The organism is Micromonospora sp. H33, from assembly GCF_052068455.1.
Classification (GTDB): Bacteria; Actinomycetota; Actinomycetes; order Mycobacteriales; family Micromonosporaceae; genus Micromonospora.
Window position 1 is genome coordinate 53,564 of record NZ_JBQHDE010000003.1, and the last position, 17,493, is coordinate 71,056.

Below are 17,493 nucleotides of genomic sequence, written 5' to 3' on the forward strand. Positions count from 1 at the left end.
GACGTGGCGAGCCGACTGCTGTTGCTGGCCCGGCACGGGGAGCCGGACCACTCCACCGACGCGGCGGGGCTGTCCGCGCGGGGCCGGCGGCAGGCGTCGCTGCTCGGCGAGCGGCTGCGGGAGGCGTCCCTCGACGCCGTCCACCACGGCCCGCTGCCCCGAGCCGCCCAGACCGGCGGGCTGGTCGCCGAGGCCCTGCCCGGGGTCCCGATGCACGCCACCGACCTCGCCGGGGACCACCTGCCGCACGACACCGACCCGGTCGGGCTGCCGCCCTCGTACGCCCGGTTCCTGAACGGCTACTCGCCGGCCGAGCGGGCCGACGGGCCGCGCGTGACGGCGGCGGCCGTGCGGCGGTTCGCCCGACCACCCGCCGAGGGGGACGTCCGCGAACTGGTCGTCACCCACGCGTTCCTGATCGCCTGGCTGGTCCGGGACGCCCTGGACGCCCCGGCCTCCCGCTGGCTCGGGCTGAACCCCCAGCACTGCGGCCTGACCGTCATCCGCTACGTCGACGGGCTGCCGCCCCGGCTGGTCGCCTTCAACGACGTGACGCACCTGCCGCCCGAACTGCGGGGCACCGGCCTGCCGCCGGAATACCGGGTGTGACGGGGCGCTGGCGGCACTAGCCTCGCGCCCATGTCCGAACTGCCCAAGGCCGAGTTCGCCTTCCCCGGCCCGCTGCGGGACCGCCTGGTCGCCGCGATCCTCTCCGGCGTGAAGACCACCACGACCGGGCTGCTCGTCGCGTACGAGCACGACGGCGAACCGCTGCCCGTGGCCGGCGGCCGGTCGGTGGTGGTGGACTCGGCCGACCGCCCGGTAGCCGTGATCGAGGTGACCGACGTACGGGTGGTGCGCCTCGGCGACGTCGACCTGGCGCACGCGCGGGACGAGGGCGAGGGGTTCGAGACGGTCGCCGACTGGCGGGCCGGGCACGAGGAGTTCTGGCACGGCATCGAGTTCCGCGGCTTCCTCGGCGACCCGGACTTCACCGTCGACGACGACACCCTCGCGGTGACCGAACGTTTCCGGTTGCTCGAACGGCTCTGAAACCCGACGGGCTCGATCAGCGGTTCGTCGGACGCGGCACTTTCTCGGAAAGAGTGGCCATTCCGTCCGCGAAGGCCACTCTTTCCGGGAAAGTGCGCCCGCGGGAGGGCCCCACGGGACGAGGGTCAGGACGCCTGGACGGTCGTTACGACCGCTTCGGCCAGCGCGCGGGCGGACTGCGGGTTCTGGCCGGTCACCAGGCGGCCGTCGACGACGACCTGCTCGGTGAAGTTCGGTGCCGGGACGTGCGTGGCGCCGGCCTCGGTGAGCTTGTCGGCGAGCAGGAACGGCACCTCGTCGGTCAGCCCGACGGCGGCCTCCTCCTCGTTGGTGAAGCCCGCCACCCGCTTGCCCGCCACCAGGTGCGTGCCGTCGGCGAGGCGCAGGTTCACCAGGGCGCTCGGGCCGTGGCAGACCGCGGCGACGACGCCGCCGCGCTCGTAGATCGAGGCGGCGATGCGGGCGAGATCCGGGTCGTCGGGGAAGTCCCACATGGTGCCGTGGCCGCCCGCGAAGACGATTACGTCGTACCCGGCCGGGTCGACCTCGGCGGCCTTCGGCGTGTCCGTCACGCCGGCCGTCGTGAGGAAGGCGTTCTGGGTCTCGTCATCCGGGTCGTGGCCGTCCACCGGCGGGTGGCCACCGGCCACGGAGACGAGGTCGACGTCCCATCCGGCGGCGCGGAACACCTCCCACGGTTCGGCGGCCTCACCGACGTAGAAGCCGGTCTCGCGGCCGGTGTTCCCGAGCTGGCGGTGACTGGTCAGGGCGATGAGTGCACGAGTCATGCCGACCATGCTGGCGCGCCGATCCATAGCTGACCAATAGGCGAAGCGCACCACTGCGATAGGTTTCGTGATGTGAAGGTCTCGCTCGACCTGCTCCGCAGCTTCCTCGCCGTCCACCGCACCGGGTCGGTCACCGGCGCGGCCCAGCTGCTCGGGCTCGCGCAGCCGACCGTCACCGCCCAGCTGCGGGCGCTGGAGGAGGCGGTGGGCCGGCCGCTCTTCGACCGCCTGCCGCGCGGAGTGGCCCCGACCCCCGCCGGTGACGAACTGGCGCGACGGGTCGCCGAGCCCCTGGACCGGCTCGACGAGGTGCTGGCGGAGGACCCGGGCGAGCCGTACCCCCGGACGGTCTTCCTCGGCGGACCAGCCGAGTTCCTGGCCGAGCGGGTCCTGCCGGCGCTCGCGGGGCTGGTCGCCGACGGGTTGGAGCTGCGCGTCACCGCGGGCCTGCCCGAGCGGCTCTCCGACGACCTCGCCGCCGGCCGGCTCGACCTGGCGGTGACCAGCGTCCGCCCGCGTCGGCGCGGGCTGACGACCGAGGCGCTCTACGACGAGGAGTTCACGCTGGTCGCCGCCCCGGTGTGGGCGGATCGGCTGCCGGCTCCGGTCACCCCGCAGGCCCTGCGGGAGGTGCCACTCGTGGCGTACGCGGAGGAGGCCCCGATCCTGCGCCGCTGGTGGCGTACGGTCTTCGACACCCGACTGACCCGCACGCCGAACCTGGTGGTGGCCGACCTGCGCGCGGTGCTCGGCGCGGTCGTGGCCGGTGCCGGGGCGAGCGTGCTGCCGACGTACCTGTGCGACCGGCACCTGGCCTCCGGCGGGTTGGTGGCGCTGCTGCGACCGGCCGTGCCCCCGCTCAACACGCTCTTCCTCGCCACCCGGCCGCAGGCGGCCGGCCGGCGGGAGGTGCAGGCGGTACGCCGGACCCTGCTGGCGGCCGCCGGAACCTGGTGAGCGGCGGGTTGATCCACTCCATGCCGGCGGCATCGCGCGATCAACCGAGGACGGACACCGCCATGCCGGGGGCATGGAGTGGATCAGATCACCTACCGCCCCGAGCAGGGGCCAACGCCGATATCGTCGCCGCACCGGGGACCGGCCCGGTGGCCCGGAGGGAGAGTGGCGGTGGCGGACGCGGAACTCCTCGTCGAGGTGACCGGCGCGGTGGCGACGGTGGTGATCCACAATCCGGCGCGGCGCAACGCGATGACCGCCGCCATGTGGCGGCAGTTGCCGGAGGTGCTGGACCGCCTGGAGGCCGACCGGGCCGTGCGGGCCCTGGTGCTCACCGGCGCCGACGGCACGTTCTGCGCCGGGGCGGACCTCGGCGATCTGGACGAGCTGCTGGACGCCGGTGACGCCAGCATCGCCGTGGAGGCGGAGGAGCGGCTGGCCGCCTTCGCCAAGCCGACCGTCGCCGCGATCCGGGGCGCGTGCGTCGGTGGCGGGTGCCAGCTCGCCGTCGCCTGTGACCTGCGGATCGCCGCCGACGACGCGCGTTTCGGCGTACCCCCGGCGCGGCTGGGCCTGGTCTACCCGGCACCGACCACGCGGCGGCTGACCCGGCTGGTCGGGCCGGCTGCGGCGAAGCACCTGCTGTTCACCGCCGAGCTGGTCGACGCCGAGCGGGCCCTGCGGATCGGCCTCGTCGACGAGGTGCTGCCCGCCGACGGGCTGGCCGCCCGGGTGGACGAGATCACCGCGGCGGTGGCGGCGCGTTCGCAGCTCACCGTCGCCGCCGCCAAGGAGATCATCGACGGCCGCGCGGACGCCGACCGGATCGCGTGGTGGCACGGGCAGGTCCGGGCCAGCGGCGAGGCCCGTGAGGGCGTGGCCGCCGCCAACGAACGCCGCCCGGCCCGCTTCACCTGGACCCCGCCCCTCACCTGACGGGCCTCTGGCCTCGATTGACGCCGGTCGACGGATTCCGGTCGTGCCGGACGCCGGCCGCTCTGGCAGGCTGTCCACCGTGCAGCGTGATCAGTTGCTCGCGGATCGCTACCGCCTGACCGACCGGCTCGGCACAGGCGGGATGTCGACCGTCTGGCGGGCCCACGACGAGGTGCTGGAACGGGACGTCGCGATCAAGGTCCTCACCGCGACCGACCCGGCGGCCCGGTGGAGGATCCGGGCGGAGGCGAAGGCGGCGGCCCGCGTGGCGCACCCCAACCTCACCAACGTGTACGACTTCGGGGAGTCCCCGCTCAACGGGGAGCAGGTGCCCTTCGTCGTGATGGAACTGCTCACCGGCACCACGCTCGCGCGGCGCCTCACCACCGGTCCGCTGTCGCCGACGGAGGCCCTGCGGGTGTGCGCGGACGTGGCCGCCGGCCTCGCCGCGGCACACGCCCAGCATCTCGTGCACCGGGACGTGAAGCCCGAGAACGTGATGTTGACACCGACCGGGGCCAAGGTCCTCGACTTCGGCATCGCCGCCGGCGTCGGCACGCCCGAGATCGACAGGGAAGGGCGGCTCCTCGGGACCCCGGCCTACACGGCGCCGGAGCGGCTGGACGCCGGGGAGGTGCTGCCCGCCGCCGACGTGTACGCGCTGGGCCTGCTCGTCCACCACGTGCTTGTCGGCCGGCTTCCGTGGCGGCGTACCCGGACCGGTTTCCTGCGTGCCCACGCGTACGACGAGCCGGGGCCGCTGCCCCACGTCGACGGGGTCCCGTCGGAGGTCGGCCGCCTCTACCGGCAGTGCCTGGCGAAGAACCCCGCCGACCGGCCCACGGCCGCCGAGGCGGCGCGCATCCTGACCGGGGCGCTGCTCCGAATGCGGGGACCGGAGGCGGGCGATGTGCCGGACGGGTCACCCGGCCGGCTCCACGACGCGGCGGCTCCCGCCCTGCGACCGCCGGCCGCCCCGCCGGAGGGCCGCCCGGCGAGGCCCACCCGCCGGTCCCGGAACGGCACCCGCCTTCTCGTGGTGGTCGCCGCGGCGATGCTCGGCGCGGTGGCGCTCGCCGGCACGATCGGCACCCCCTCGGTCCGGCGGCCCGGCACCGCCGAGGAGCCGGAGACCGGCCTCGGCACTGGCGCCACGTCCAGCGTCGCGCTGCCGGTCACCGGCGACGCGCCCCGACCGGAGACCCGGTCCGCCGCCCCGGCCGCGTCCTCGGAGGCCCGGTCCTCGCCGGCCCCGATCGCCTCCGCCACCGCCGCCCCGGGCCCGGGCGGGACACCGTCGGACGGGCCGACGCCGACCGGCGGGGCCCCGTCGACCGGGGACCAGTCCCCGACCGAGGTCGACGCGCGCGGCGGCACCGTCTCGGTCCGTTGCGACGGGAAGATGGCCCACGTCGTCGACGTCGCCCCGGCCGCCGGCTACCAGCTCGGGCAGTACGAGCCGGGCCCGGCCCGGGAGGTGCGGGTCGAGCTGGTGTCCATCGAGAACCGCAGCCTGGTCACCGTCCGGTGCGCCAACGGCCGGCCGGTGGCCCGGGTGAACGAGACCCGCCGGTGACCGACCCTGCCCGGACGGGCCGGCCGGTCACCGGAGGGGGCCGGCGGGTGCCGCCCCGGGAGACGTGCTCACCGAGGCGGCCCCCCGTACCCCGCCGGCCGGTCTGTCACCGCCCGGCGAGGGACGCCCAGGTCGGGGTCACCGGCTCGCGCCGCAGCGGCATGCCCGCCTCGGCGGGCGTCCGGTCACCCTTGCGCTGGTTGCACTCGTAGCAGGCGGCGGTCGTGTTCCGCCACGTGTTCCGGCCGCCGCGCGAGCGGGGCAGGATGTGGTCGATGGTGCTGGCCGGGCCTCCGCAGTACGCGCAGCACCGGCCGTCCCGGCGCAGCACACCGGCCCGCGACCAGGCGGGGCCGGCGCTGAACCGCCAGCGGGTCACCACGTACCGGACGAGCCGCACCACCCGGGGGACGGGGAACACCCCGATCACCCGGTCCGGCTCGGCCTCGTGGATCTCGGCGACCCGGCGGCAGAGCATCCGGATCGCGTGCTGGACGGTGACCCGGTGCAGCGGGCCGAGGTCGGCGTTGACGACGAGGACGGCGTTCACCGGAATCTCCCTCCCTGACTGGCGGTCCCCCCCGGACGACGAGAGCCGCCCGGTCCTGCGGCGGACGGGCGGCTCGACGTGGGTACGCGTCAGTCGGGCCGGCCACCTCCACCGGCACGGCAACCGTCGCCGGGCAGCACCGACGGCACACGGCTGACGTGCGACATCGACATGAACAGCTCCCGCAGCGGTGGTTGACCTTGCGCGATCACGGTAGGGGCGGCAGCGAACCCGGGCAACGCATTTCGATCTCCGCCCGGCGGCCCGGCCCGCCACCCCGGCGACCCCGGGCGCCCGGCCGCCGGGGCGGCCGTCACGTCGGCCCGGTCAGCCGCGCCGCGCCAGCAGGCCGCGCGGGCGGATCGAGCGGACCGGCTCGGCCGCCCCGCCCTCGGCCCGCAGGATGTGGTTCGCGGCGATGATGCCGGTCGCCGCGGACCGCTCCATCAGGGCGCTCGGGAACTCGGTGCGGATGCCGTCACCGGCCAGGTAGAGACCGTCGGCGTCGGTGCGGACGCCCGGGCGCCACACGTGGCTGCCGGGGGTGAACGCGGGCGCCTGCGCCCCCACCCGGGCACGCAGGTCGCGGATCCGCAGGCGGGCCGCCTCCGGCCACAGCGTGGTCAACTCGGCCCACATCCGCTCCGCCAGCTCCGCGGCGGGCACGCCGGGATCGCAGGCGTACGCGTGCAGCTCCAGCACCGAGCCGCCGGTGCGCTGTGCCCAGCGGCGGGGCTCGTTCTCCAGCCGGTGGTAGAGCGTCACCGAGTCCAGAGTGGGCTGTCGGGACACGCCGCTGAACACCGCTCGCCCCGCGTCCACGTCCCCGTCGCACCAGTAGCGCGCCACCGCGTACGGCGGACCGGGCCGGCCGAACGCGGGCATCCGCGTCACCAGCTCGGGAGCGACCTCGACGAGCGTCGGGGAGGCCGCGACCAGCGCGGCGAGTGCCGGCGGGTCGAGGGCGAGCACGACGTGGCGGGCGGCGTACGCCCCCTCGGTGGCCTCGACCCGCCAGCCGGCGGCGTCCCGGTGCAGCGCGGTGGCCGCGGTGCCGGTGACGACCCGGCCGCCGTGCTTCTCGACGTGCCAGGCGAGCGGCTGCCAGATCGACGTGGCGTAGTCCTCGTCGGGGCAGTCGAACGCCAGCCCTTCCGGGTTGCCGAGCAGGTAGAAGTGGAACTGCGCGATCAGCTCGGCGGCCGACATCTCCGCCTCGTGGTTGAAGAACGAGTGGGAGAAGACCTCGAAGAGCATGGCCCGCGCCCGGTCCGGCAGCCTGAGCGAGGTCAGCAGATCGTCGGCGGTGGTGTCGTCGAAGTCGGCGTACGTGCGGACCGGGTCGTAGGTGAGCAGCGGCAGCGCGGCATCCCGGTCCATGCTGCGCAGGTCGGCGAGGCGCAGGCTGGGGCTGCGCAGCAGGAGGGTGAGCAGGTTGGCCGGGGGAGCGGGCGGAAGCCGGCCGAACTCCTCGGTGGGCCACTCCGCGGAGAGGATCGGGTAGCCGGGGACCGGCCGGAGGAAGCCCAGCGCCGGGTCGACCCGGCGGAGGACGGACCGCCAGTTGTAGTACTGCCGGAAGAACGCGTGGAACCCGTGCTCGTTCATCTGCGTGCCGTCGGGCAGGGCCTCCGGCCAGGCGCCGAGCCGGCCGCCGAGGGTGGGGGCCGCCTCCAGCACGGTGACGGGCACGCCGCGTTCGGCGAGCACCACGGCCGCCGACATGCCGGCGATGCCGCCGCCGACCACCACGGCCGGGGCCGGGTGCGGCACGCGGGGGGCGCCACCGCCGCCCGGGTCGACCAGGTGCTGGCGTACGCCGATGAGCCGGCCGACCACTTGCGACAAGGCCATGTCGCTCAGTCTGCCGGACGTCGATGCCGGTCACTCGGGTTGCAGGCAGCGGCGCTCGCGGTCGGAGGAGGGCCAGACGTATTCCAGGTCGGGCGGCACGTCGTCGCCGAAGATCGGGCGGTAGTGCTCGGGGTCCTTGCGCAGCAGCGACGAGCGGTGACTGCGGTGCAGGTCCTCGCGGCCCAGCCAGGGTGGCAGCTCGCCGGCGTCGGCCAGTTCGGGCTGGGTACGGATGCGGCTGATGCCGCAGGCGGCGGCGAGGTCCGTCGTCAGCGTGGCGGCGCAGGTGTCCGCCCGGCCGGGTTCGGACCAGACCGCGCACATGTCCAGCCCGTACCGGGTGAGCGCCTCCTCGTACCCGGCCCACATCTTCACCGCCGGGTGGTTGCGCCACCCGTACGTCGGCCGGGTGAGGCCCCGCAGCACCTGGATGGTCTCCACGCGCTGCTTGCCCAGCCGCTTCTGGTCCAGCACCCGGGCGCTCGCCAGGAAGTCCGGGTACGGGAGGAATGTCTGCACACCGGTGCTCTACCCACCCGCAAGTCGGACATTCGTCATGATCGCGGGGCTGCGCGCGCCGCTGTCGGCTGACTACCATGCGGCACATGGCGGAGCCCCTGCTCGATCGTGCGCGGCGGGCCGGCCGTCGGTTCCGGGTCAACGGCGATCCCCGGGCGCACTACGTGATCTGCGGTCACGACGCCCTGGCGTACTGGGTGGTGAAGGCCCTGCTCGCCACCGAGCTGCAGACCGCCCGGATCCGGATCACCCTGGTCGTCCCCGAGCGGCGGCGTACGGACAGCCCCGACGGCCGGGACATCGAGGGCGTCGAGGTGATCCGGGCCGACCGGCTGGACGAGGTGACGTTCCGCCGGGCCGGCCTGGTCGGGGCCGACGGGTTGGCGCTGCTGCACCAGGACGACGTCGGCAACATGCACGCCGCGCTGTGCGCGCAGGAGGTGGAGCCCCGGCTGCGGCTGGTGGTGCGCATGTTCAACACCGGCCTGGCCAACGGCGTACGGCAGATCTTCCCCGACTCGGCGGTGCTCTCCGACGCCTCGATGGCCGCCCCGGCCTTCGTGGCCGCCGCCCTCGGCGAGATCGCGCCGACCCACTTCCGGCACGGCGGGCGCACCCTCTACGTGGCCCGCCGCGACGACGTCCGCGACCAGGACGTCGTGTGCGGGGTGGCCGACACGAGCGACCCGCAGGAGGTCCGGGTTCTCCCCGCCGACGTACGCGCCGCCGACGTGGTGCTCGCCGAGGCGACCGGCGCCCCGCCCGGCACCGAGGTGGCGGCGCGGCGGCTCCGGCGGGCCCGGCGCCGGCGCCGGCCGGTGATGATGCTGCTGCGGGCGGTCCGCAGCTTCGCCACCCGCAAGATCGGCATCGCGGTGCTGGTGCTGCTGGGGGTGATCGCCGTGCTCGGCGGCCTGTACGCGGGCACCGCCCACGTGAGCCTGGGCGAGGCGCTCTACCTGACCCTGGTCACCACGTTGAGCGGGCAGGATCCGAACGCTTCGAAGCCGATCGGCGAGCAGATCCTCCAGGTGGTGCTCAACCTCGCCGGGCTGGCGCTCATCCCGCTGATCACGGCCGTGGTGGTCGACGGCATCGTCAACGCCCGGCTGGCCCTGCACTCCGGGCGGATCCTGCCCGAGCGCTCGGGCCACGTCGTGGTGGTCGGCCTGGGCAACATCGGCATGCGGGTCATGGCCCAGCTCAACGACTTCGGCGTCGAGGTGGTCGCCATCGACAAGAACCCGGACGCGCGGGGTGCCGGGCTGGCCCGGCGGCTCGGCGTACCGCTGGTGGTGGGGGACGCCGCGACGGAGGAGACGCTGCGCGCCGCCTCGGTCGGCGCCTGCCAGGCGCTGGTCGTGGTCTCCACCGACGACGGCGCGAACCTTCGGGCCGCGCTGAACGCGCGCGCCCTCAACGACGAGGTCCAGGTCGTGCTGCGCCTGTTCGACGGGCACTTCGCCGAACGCATCCAGCGCGCCTTCGGCATCGGTGTCTCGCGCAGCGTGTCGTACCTGGCGGCACCGTCGTTCGCCGCCGCGCTGCTGGACCGCGCGGTGATCGCCACGATCTCGGTGGGCCGACACGCCCTGCTGGTCACCGAGGTCTCGGTGGCCGCCGGGTCGGCGCTGGACGGGCGGCCGCTCGCGGCGGTGGGCCGGGACGAGAGCATCCGGCTGCTCGCGCACGCCCGCGCCGGCCAGAAGTACGACTGGTCGCCCGACCGGCGTCTGGTGATCGTGGCCGGCGACCGGCTGACCGTGGTGGCCCGCCGTGCCGGGCTGAACGCGCTGCTCCGCGAGGCCGGGCCACCCGAGCCCCCACCGCCCGCTCCGGCCGGCGCCCCGAGCCCGCGAGAGGCGGAGGAGTGACGGTCAGCGGCGGACGGCGTACCAGAGGGCGCCGAGGGCGAGGACGCCGAAGCCGGCGAGCACGCTCGACAGCGGCAGGTTGACCGCGAGCACCAGGCACCCGGCCAGCCCCGCCACCGCGAGCGCCTGCACCGGCAGCTTCCGCGCCGGCTCCCGGCCGAGCGTCAGCGCCGCCGCGTTGGTGATCGCGTAGTAGACCAGCACCGTGACGCTGGAGAAGCCGATCGCGTCGCGGACGTCGCCGAGGAGCACCACCAGGATCACGACGGCGGCCACCGCCAGCTCGGCCCGGTGCGGCACCCGGTGGACCGGGTGGACCGCGTCCAACGCTCCGGGCAGGTCGCGGCGGCGGGCCATCGCCAGGGTGGTGCGGCCGACCCCGGCCACGAGGGAGAGCAGCACTCCGGTCACCGCGAGGGCCGCCCCGGCGCGGACCACCCAGGCCAGGCCGGGAAGGCCGGCGGCGGCGACCACGTCGGCCAGCGGCGCGGCGGACCCGGCCAGCCGCGCCGGCCCGAGGACGCCGAGCGCGATCACGGCCAGCACCAGGTAGATCACGAGGACCAGGGCGAGTGCCAGCGGCACCGCCCGGGGGATGGTGCGCTCGGGGTCGCGCACCTCCTCGCCGAGGGTGGCGACGCGCGCGTAGCCGGCGAACGCGAAGAAGAGCAGGCCGGCTGCCGTGAGCACGCCTCGGGCCGAACCGCCGGGCCCCTCAACCCGGTCGAGGGACACGCCGGTCGCGCCGGCCACCGCGACCAGGGCCAGCACCGCCAGGACGACCACCACCAGGATCCGGGTGGCCGTCGCGGTCTTCGTGACGCCGCGCAGGTTCACGGCGGTCACCGCGACGACGGCGGCGACCGCGACGAGCCGGGCCTGGCCCGGCCAGAGGTACGCCCCGATCGTCAGGGCCATCGCCGCGCAGCTCGCCGTCTTGCCGACGACGAAGCCCCAGCCGGCCAGGAAACCGGCGAACGGGCCGAGGCGTTCCCGGCCGTAGACGTAGGTGCCGCCGGACTCGGGGTACCTGGCGGCGAGCCGCGCCGAGCTGGTCGCGTTGCAGAAGGCGATCACGCCGGCGAGCGCCAGCGCCACCAGCAGGCCGACACCACCGGCCGCAGCCGCGGCGGGGGCGAACACCACGAAGACGCCCGCGCCGAGCATCGAACCCAGGCCGATGACCACCGCGTCGCGTACGCCGAGCCGGCGCGCCAGTTGATCCACGGGCGCGACTCTAGGGGGACGAGATGAACGGCCGGTTCCAGCGGTCGACCGCCCTGGGCAGCGGAATGTCGTCCCAGGGCACCCGGTGCAGCAGCCGGTCCAGCAGCAGGCCGAGCAGCAGCCCGGCCACCGAGTCGGTCAGCCAGTGCCAGCCCAGGTAGGTCGTCGTGCAGAGCACCACGAGGGGCGGGACGATCCGGACCACGGTCACCAGTCGGGTCGGCATGGCCCGGCCGTAGGTGCGCAGCAGCGGGGCGAGCAGCAGGGCGATCACCGCGTACCAGACGATCGCGTTGGCGACGTGGCCGGACGGGTACGACTGGGCGAAGCGCAGCGGCAGATCGTCCTGGAAGAGCGGCAGCGTCCGCTCCGGCGGCAGGAACGGCTCCTGGGTGCTGGCGCTGGGCGCGGGCCGGGCCGTCCACACCTTGAGCGGCCCGATCGTCAGGTAGGTGACCGCGAACCCGGCCACCGGCGGCAGCAGCGGACGGACCGACCGGAGGCGGACGGCCAGCAGGGCGCCCAGCCCGGCGGCGATCAGCGTCAGCGGGGTGCCCTGCCCGAGGTAGTTGAGGATCCGCGCGACCCAGTAGGCGACCGCCGGGCGGTGCGCGTCCGACCAGTCGTCGACCGCCCGGTCGAGACCGAAGAGGTGCTCCGCGGCGAGGGCGGCGGTCAGCGCCACGAGGCCGGCGAGCAGCAGGGCGTCGAACCACCACCCGGCCGGGCGGACCGGCCGGAGCCGCGGCTCCCGCCGTACCGTCGTGGTCTCGCGCACGCCGCCACGCTACCGGCCCGGCCCGCCGGCCGACCCGCGCGGTCCGGGGCGGTTGTGCGCCCGGCCACGTGGGGAAGCGCTCCGGCGGGGTAGGCGTCACACTTGTCGCCGTGCGGATCACCTCGGCTCTCGTCGACCCGGCGCTGCTCGACCTCCCCTGGTCGACGCCGCTCGAGGAGTGGCCTGCGCAACACCTGGTGGCGCTGCCGCAGGGCATCTCGCGGCACGTCGTCCGCTTCGTCCGGCTCGGCGGTTACGTGTACGCGGTGAAGGAGACCGGGGAGCGGGTCGCCGAGCGGGAGTACGACCTGCTGCGCGCGCTGGAGCGGATCGACTTCCCGTCGGTCGAGGCGGTGGCGATCGTCGCCGACCGGCAGACCGACGACGGGGAACCGCTGGACCCGGTGCTGATCACCCGGCACCTCCAGTTCTCCCTGCCGTACCGGGCGCTGTTCTCGCACACGCTGCGGCCGGAGACGATGCAGCGGCTCCTCGACGCGCTGGCCGCGCTGCTCGTGCGGATGCACCTGACCGGCTTCTTCTGGGGCGACTGTTCGCTCTCCAACACGCTGTTCCGCCGCGACGCCGGTGCCTTCGCCGCGTACCTGGTGGACGCGGAGACCGGCGCCCTGCACCGCTCGCTCTCCAAGGGGCAGCGCGGCGAGGACCTGGAGATCGCCCGGGTGAACATCTTCGGCGAGGCGCTGGACCTCCAGGCCGCCGGGCTGCTGCACGAGTCGATCGACCCCGAGACGGTCTGCGAGGAGGTCGTGCAGCGCTACGAGCGGCTCTGGCACGAGATCACCTACGAGCAGCAGGTCGAGCGGGAGGCCCGGCACGACATCGAGGGCCGCATCCGCCGCCTCAACGAGATGGGCTTCGACGTCGCCGAGATCGCGGTGTCGACCATCGACGACGGGCGGTACCTGGTGCGGCCGAAGGTGGTCGACGCCGGCTACCACACCCGGCGGCTGCTGCGCCTGACCGGGCTGGACGCCGAGGAGAACCAGGCCCGCCGGCTGCTCAACGACCTGGACGCGTACCGGGCGGAGAGCGACCTGACCGACGAGCAGCAGGCGGCGCACCGCTGGCTGACCGAGGTCTTCGAGCCGGTGGTCCGGGCGGTGCCCGCGCACCTGCGCCGGAAGCTGGAGCCGCAGGAGATCTTCGCGCAGATCATCGAGCACAAGTGGCTGCTCTCCGAGCAGGCCGGCCGGGACGTCGGCATGGCGCCCGCGGTGCAGTCGTACCTGTCGAACGTCCTGGTGCACCGCCCGGACGAGCAGGCCGTCCTCGGCATGGAGATCCCCGCCGCCGGCTGACCGCCTACTCCAGCCAGGTGCCGGCGCGCATCACCCGGACCACCTCGAGGTCGTCGTCGAGCACCACCAAGTCGGCGCGCAGCCCCGTCTGGAGCGCGCCCAGCCGGTCGCCGAGACCGATGGCGCGGGCGGGGGTGGTGGCGACCATCCGGGCCGCGTCGGAGACCGGGATGCCGGCGGCGACCGCGTGCCGCAGGGCGGCGTCCATGGTCAGGGTGCTGCCGGCGATCGCGCCGTCCCGGGCCAGCCGGGCCACCCCGTCGGCGACCGTGACCGACTGGCCACCCAGCTCGTACTCGCCATCCGGCATGCCGGCGGCGGCCATCGCGTCGGTGATCAGCGCGGCCCGGTCCGGGCCGGTCGTGGCGGTCACGAACGTCAGCATGCCGTCGTGCAGGTGCACCCCGTCGGCGACCAGCTCGCACACGACGTTCGGGGCGTCCAGCAGCGCCACCACCGGGCCGGGCTCGCGGTGGTGCACCGGCCGCATTCCGTTGAACAGGTGGGTGGCGACGCTCGCGCCGGCCGCGACGGCGGCGCGGGTCTGGTCGTACGTGGCGTCGGTGTGCCCGACCGCGGCGACCACGGCGTGCGCGGTGAGCAGCTTGACCGCCTCCAGCGCGCCGTCCCGCTCGGGGGCGAGGGTGACCATCCGGACGGCGCCGCCGCCCAGCTCGATCAGCTCGGCCAGCTCCTCCGTCGACGGGTCGCGCAGGTACTCCGGGTTCTGCGCGCCGCAGCGGGCCGCCGACAGGTACGGGCCCTCGAAGTGGATGCCCGCGAGCACCCCCTCGGCGAACAGCGGGCGGTACGCGGTGGTGGCGGAGCGCATCAGCTCGAAGGGCGAACTCACCAGGCTGGCCAGCAGCGTGGTGGTGCCGTGTCGCAGGTGGAACGCGGCGGCCTCGCGCGCCTCGTCGGCCTCGCCGGTGGTGAAGGTGCGCCCGCCGCCGCCGTGGGTGTGCATGTCGACGAAGCCGGGCAGGATCCAGTGCCCGTCGCGCACCGACGGGTACTCGGCGACCGCGGTGATCCGCTCGCCGTTGACCTCGACGCAGCCCTGCCGGACCACCCCGTTCGGGGTCACCACCTTGCCGGTCACCCGTACGGTCATCGCTTCTCCAGAGTGTCGAGGGCGAGCAGAGCGGCGCCGAGACAGCCGGCCTCGTCACCGAGGGCCGCCGCGACCAGCCGTGGCTCGCGGTGGAAGGTCATGCGGTCGTGCAGCGCGACGCGCAGCGGGTCGAGCAGTTGCGCGCCGGCTTGGGCCAGGCCACCGCCCAGCACGATCGTCTCGACGTCGAAGAGCGCCTGACCGGTGGCGAGCCCGTCGGCGAGCGCCTCGACCGCCTCCGACCAGGCCTGGAGGGCCGGCGGGTCGCCGGCGGCGGCCCGTGCCGCCACCTCCGCCGCGCTCACGGTCCAACCGGTGGCCAGTGGGTCGGTCAGCTCCGCGTACCGGCGGGCCACCGCAGAGGCCGACGAGACCGCCTCCAGGCAGCCCGCCCGGCCGCAGCCGCAGCGCGGGCCGCTGGGGCGTACCAGGATGTGGCCGATCTCCCCGGCGGCGCCGTGCGCGCCGGTGGCGGCCGAGCCGTCGACCACGTGGGCGGCGGCGATGCCGGTGCCGATCGCGACGAAGAGGACGTGCCGGGCGCCGCGACCGGCGCCGAGCCGGGCCTCGGCGAGGCCGCCGACGCGCACGTCGTGGCCGAGCGCCGCCGGCAGTCCCAGCCGTGTCTCGGCCAGCTCCCGCAGGGGTACGTCCCGGAAGCCGATGTTCGCCGACCAGACCGCCACGCCGCGCGCCTCGTCGACGACGCCCGGGACGGCGACGCCGAGCGCGACGGGGGTGAGCCCGTCCAGGTGGGCCTTGCCGGCCAGGGCGTCGGCCACGTCCAGGATCGTCTCGACGACCGCCGCCGGCCCCCGCGCGGCGTCGGTCGGGTGCCGCTCGCTGTGTACGACCGTGCCGTCCCGGCGGACCAGGGCGCACTTCATCCCGGTGCCGCCGACGTCGAGCGCGACGACGACCTCGTCGGCGAGCGGCCCTGCGTTCGCGACGACGACCTCGTCGGTCACGCGAGGACCACGGAGCGGCTGAGGTGCCGGGGCGCGTCCGGGTCGAGACCCCGGGTGGTGGCGACCGTGACCGCGAAGCGCTGCGCCAGGATCAGGTCGGCCATCGGGTCCAGCGGCGTCCGGCCGGCGGCCCAGTTGCCGATCACGCTGCGGCAGCCGTGGGTGCGGCTGTGCACGAACGCGGCGCCGGTGGCCGCGACGTCCTCCGCGAGCCCGTCGGGCAGGTCGCCGAGGGCCCAGACCAGCCGGCCCGGGGCGGCGATCGAGATCGGGCCGTGCCGGTAGTCCATGGCCGGGTACGCCTCGGCCCAGAAGGTGGCGGCCTCGCGGCACTTCAGCGCGGCCTCGTGGGCCAGGCCGATCGTCCAGCCCCGACCGAGGAAGGTGACCTGCTCGATCCGGGCCGGGTCGATCGGCAGGGGAGCGCGTACCGCCACCTCGGCGTCGGCGGAGAGCGCGCCGATGTTGTCGCCGAGGTGGGCCCGGAGCAGGGCCAGCGCGGTGGTCGCGAACCGCGTCTGCACCACCGAACGCTCGTCGGCGAAGGGCAGGGGCACCGCGGCGTCGGCCAGCTCGACGGCGGGCGAGGCAGGGTCGCCGACCAGGACGGTGGTGGGCAGCACCCCGCGCAGCCCGGCCAGCAGGTCGGTGACCTCGGTGGTGGTGCCGGAGCGGGTGATCGCGACGACCCGGTCGTACCGCCGGGCGACGGGGAACTCGCTGGCCTGGAAGGCGTCGGTCTCGCCCTGGCCGGCGTGCTCGCGGCGGGCCGCGTACGCCATCGCCATGAACCACGACGTGCCGCAGCCGACGACCGCGACCCGCTCGCCGGGGCGGGGCAGGTGCTCGGCCACCGTGGCGGCCAGTTGCGCCGCCTCCCGCCAGCAGTCGGGCTGGCTCGCGATCTCCGCGTCGACGTACGACATGAGAACTCTCCCGAGAGCGGTGCGCAATACGGCTCGTTAGAGCCATCTTTCGCGCGTTATTCTGCGCGAGCCCGGGTGGCCGTGGCAACCGTGCCGGTGATCGAGCAGAGCAGACTTTTGCGTCCTCGTAGTTTCGCGCACTAGTGTGCACGCAATCAATCACCGACCGCGCAGTAACTGGAGGACCTGGGGTGGACCGGTACGCCAGATGGAACGCCCTGCTCGAAATGCTGACCGACAGCGGTCGGGTCAGCGTCGAAGACGCAGCCGAGCGGCTGGACGTCTCCCAGGCCACTATCCGGCGCGACTTCGACCAGCTCGCCCAGCAGCAGATGATCACGCGTACCCGGGGCGGCGCGGTCGCCAACGGCGTCTCGTACGACCTTCCCCTGCGCTACAAGACCGCCAAGCACTCGGCGGAGAAGCAGCGGATCGGTGCGGCCGCCGCGGCCCTGGTGTCGCCGGGCACCGTGGTCGGCCTCAACGGCGGCACCACCAGCACCGAGGTGGCCCGCGCCCTGGCCGTCCGGCCGGACCTGAACACCAGCGCCGAGGGTGCCCAGCTCACCGTCGTGACCAACGCCCTGAACATCGCCAACGAGCTGCTGGTCCGCTCGCGGATGAAGGTCGTGGTGGCCGGCGGCGTGGTGCGGCCCAAGTCCTTCGAGCTGGTCGGCCCGCTGGGCGGGGCGCTGCTGCGCGAGGTCACCCTGGACGTTGCCCTGCTCGGCGTGGACGCGATCGACCCGCAGCTCGGCGCCGCCGCCCACCATGAGGGTGAGGCGGCGATGAACAACCTGATGGTGGCGCGGGCCAAGCGGGTCGTCATCATCGCGGACTCGTCCAAGCTGGGCGGTCACGCCTTCGCCCGGATCTGCCCGGTCGACCGGGTCGAGACGCTGGTCACCGACTCCGGGGCGTCCCCCGAGGTGGTCGACGCCTTCCGCGCCGCCGGAGTCCACGTCATCTGCGCCTGAGCGCCTCCGGGGCATCACGGAGAGTCGCGGCGGCGCCCCATTCGGACGGTTTTCGGCGTGGCGCTGCATACCGA

17 protein-coding genes are annotated in these 17,493 nt (G+C 74.8%); 8 read left to right on the top strand and 9 right to left on the bottom strand.

What is annotated here, in order from left to right; all coding sequences use genetic code 11:
* Positions 1 to 3: 3 nt before the first annotated feature.
* Positions 4 to 609: a histidine phosphatase family protein gene (locus ACTMS0_RS09400; protein ID WP_441154758.1), complete on the top strand. Its 606-nt coding sequence runs from the start codon at positions 4 to 6 to the stop codon at positions 607 to 609.
* A 30-nt stretch (positions 610 to 639) separates the two neighbouring features.
* Positions 640 to 1,053 carry an ASCH domain-containing protein gene (locus ACTMS0_RS09405; protein WP_441154759.1) on the top strand — a complete coding sequence of 138 codons (414 nt, stop codon included), beginning with the start codon at positions 640 to 642 and terminating at the stop codon, positions 1,051 to 1,053.
* A gap of 125 nt (positions 1,054 to 1,178) precedes the next feature.
* Here ACTMS0_RS09405 and ACTMS0_RS09410 read toward each other — a convergent pair whose 3' ends face one another.
* Entirely contained in the window at positions 1,179 to 1,841 is a 663-nt protein-coding gene (locus ACTMS0_RS09410; protein WP_441154760.1) for a type 1 glutamine amidotransferase domain-containing protein, read from the bottom strand.
* Between the two features lie 72 nt (positions 1,842 to 1,913).
* Between ACTMS0_RS09410 and ACTMS0_RS09415 the strand changes: the two genes are divergently transcribed.
* The 3 genes from ACTMS0_RS09415 (at position 1,914) to ACTMS0_RS09425 (ending at position 5,310) form a co-directional block, all read left to right on the top strand.
* Positions 1,914 to 2,798 (top strand): LysR family transcriptional regulator, encoded by an 885-nt coding sequence (locus ACTMS0_RS09415; protein ID WP_441154761.1) that lies wholly within the window; start codon positions 1,914 to 1,916, stop codon positions 2,796 to 2,798.
* A gap of 165 nt (positions 2,799 to 2,963) precedes the next feature.
* A complete protein-coding gene (locus ACTMS0_RS09420) occupies positions 2,964 to 3,734 on the top strand; it encodes an enoyl-CoA hydratase/isomerase family protein (protein WP_441154762.1) in 771 nt (256 codons plus the stop codon).
* A gap of 79 nt (positions 3,735 to 3,813) precedes the next feature.
* Positions 3,814 to 5,310, top strand: coding sequence for a serine/threonine-protein kinase (locus ACTMS0_RS09425; protein ID WP_441154763.1), 1,497 nt, complete (start codon positions 3,814 to 3,816; stop codon positions 5,308 to 5,310).
* Positions 5,311 to 5,416: 106 nt separating this feature from the next.
* Here ACTMS0_RS09425 and ACTMS0_RS09430 read toward each other — a convergent pair whose 3' ends face one another.
* From ACTMS0_RS09430 to ACTMS0_RS09440, 3 genes are all read right to left on the bottom strand, one after another.
* Complete coding sequence (locus ACTMS0_RS09430; RefSeq protein WP_441154764.1) at positions 5,417 to 5,860, bottom strand: HNH endonuclease; 444 nt, start codon at positions 5,858 to 5,860, stop codon at positions 5,417 to 5,419.
* 327 nt (positions 5,861 to 6,187) lie between these two features.
* On the bottom strand, positions 6,188 to 7,714 hold the full coding sequence (locus ACTMS0_RS09435) for an FAD-dependent oxidoreductase (RefSeq protein ID WP_441154765.1): 1,527 nt from the start codon (positions 7,712 to 7,714) through the stop codon (positions 6,188 to 6,190).
* Positions 7,715 to 7,744: 30 nt separating this feature from the next.
* Positions 7,745 to 8,233 (bottom strand): MSMEG_6728 family protein, encoded by a 489-nt coding sequence (locus tag ACTMS0_RS09440; protein WP_441154766.1) that lies wholly within the window; start codon positions 8,231 to 8,233, stop codon positions 7,745 to 7,747.
* Between the two features lie 77 nt (positions 8,234 to 8,310).
* On the opposite strand from ACTMS0_RS09440, the gene ACTMS0_RS09445 reads away from it, so the two are divergent.
* Positions 8,311 to 10,107: a potassium channel family protein gene (locus tag ACTMS0_RS09445; protein ID WP_441154767.1), complete on the top strand. Its 1,797-nt coding sequence runs from the start codon at positions 8,311 to 8,313 to the stop codon at positions 10,105 to 10,107.
* Between the two features lie 3 nt (positions 10,108 to 10,110).
* Here the strand turns inward: ACTMS0_RS09445 and ACTMS0_RS09450 are convergent, their stop codons facing one another.
* Together ACTMS0_RS09450 and ACTMS0_RS09455 are read right to left on the bottom strand one after the other, a co-directional pair.
* On the bottom strand, positions 10,111 to 11,334 hold the full coding sequence (locus tag ACTMS0_RS09450) for an APC family permease (protein ID WP_441154768.1): 1,224 nt from the start codon (positions 11,332 to 11,334) through the stop codon (positions 10,111 to 10,113).
* A gap of 10 nt (positions 11,335 to 11,344) precedes the next feature.
* Positions 11,345 to 12,112: a phosphatase PAP2 family protein gene (locus ACTMS0_RS09455; RefSeq protein WP_441154769.1), complete on the bottom strand. Its 768-nt coding sequence runs from the start codon at positions 12,110 to 12,112 to the stop codon at positions 11,345 to 11,347.
* Positions 12,113 to 12,222: 110 nt separating this feature from the next.
* On the opposite strand from ACTMS0_RS09455, the gene ACTMS0_RS09460 reads away from it, so the two are divergent.
* The gene (locus ACTMS0_RS09460) at positions 12,223 to 13,434 is read left to right on the top strand and encodes a DUF4032 domain-containing protein (RefSeq protein WP_441154770.1); all 1,212 of its coding nucleotides are present in this window, start codon (positions 12,223 to 12,225) and stop codon (positions 13,432 to 13,434) included.
* A gap of 4 nt (positions 13,435 to 13,438) precedes the next feature.
* On the opposite strand, the gene nagA is transcribed toward ACTMS0_RS09460, so the two are convergent.
* The 3 genes from nagA to ACTMS0_RS09475 are packed head-to-tail and all read right to left on the bottom strand — an operon-like array spanning position 13,439 to position 16,442.
* Positions 13,439 to 14,548, bottom strand: coding sequence for an N-acetylglucosamine-6-phosphate deacetylase (gene nagA, locus ACTMS0_RS09465; RefSeq protein ID WP_441154771.1), 1,110 nt, complete (start codon positions 14,546 to 14,548; stop codon positions 13,439 to 13,441).
* Entirely contained in the window at positions 14,545 to 15,516 is a 972-nt protein-coding gene (locus ACTMS0_RS09470; protein WP_441154772.1) for an ROK family protein, read from the bottom strand. The genes nagA and ACTMS0_RS09470 overlap by 4 nt, the downstream gene beginning before the upstream one ends.
* A complete protein-coding gene (locus ACTMS0_RS09475) occupies positions 15,513 to 16,442 on the bottom strand; it encodes an SIS domain-containing protein (RefSeq protein WP_441154773.1) in 930 nt (309 codons plus the stop codon). The genes ACTMS0_RS09470 and ACTMS0_RS09475 overlap by 4 nt, the downstream gene beginning before the upstream one ends.
* A gap of 191 nt (positions 16,443 to 16,633) precedes the next feature.
* On the opposite strand from ACTMS0_RS09475, the gene ACTMS0_RS09480 reads away from it, so the two are divergent.
* Positions 16,634 to 17,419 carry a DeoR/GlpR family DNA-binding transcription regulator gene (locus ACTMS0_RS09480; protein WP_441154774.1) on the top strand — a complete coding sequence of 262 codons (786 nt, stop codon included), beginning with the start codon at positions 16,634 to 16,636 and terminating at the stop codon, positions 17,417 to 17,419.
* The last annotated feature ends 74 nt before the right edge of the window (positions 17,420 to 17,493 follow it).

Excerpts from the sequence above, each read along its gene's own strand:
- ACTMS0_RS09405 (WP_441154759.1), top strand. The coding sequence starts at position 640 with ATGTCCGAACTGCCCAAGGCCGAGTTCGCCTTCCCCGGCCCGCTGCGG.
- ACTMS0_RS09410 (WP_441154760.1), bottom strand. The coding sequence starts at position 1,841 with ATGACTCGTGCACTCATCGCCCTGACCAGTCACCGCCAGCTCGGGAAC.
- ACTMS0_RS09435 (WP_441154765.1), bottom strand. The coding sequence starts at position 7,714 with ATGGCCTTGTCGCAAGTGGTCGGCCGGCTCATCGGCGTACGCCAGCAC.
- ACTMS0_RS09445 (WP_441154767.1), top strand. The coding sequence starts at position 8,311 with ATGCGGCACATGGCGGAGCCCCTGCTCGATCGTGCGCGGCGGGCCGGC.
- nagA (WP_441154771.1), bottom strand. The coding sequence starts at position 14,548 with ATGACCGTACGGGTGACCGGCAAGGTGGTGACCCCGAACGGGGTGGTC.
- ACTMS0_RS09475 (WP_441154773.1), bottom strand. The coding sequence starts at position 16,442 with ATGTCGTACGTCGACGCGGAGATCGCGAGCCAGCCCGACTGCTGGCGG.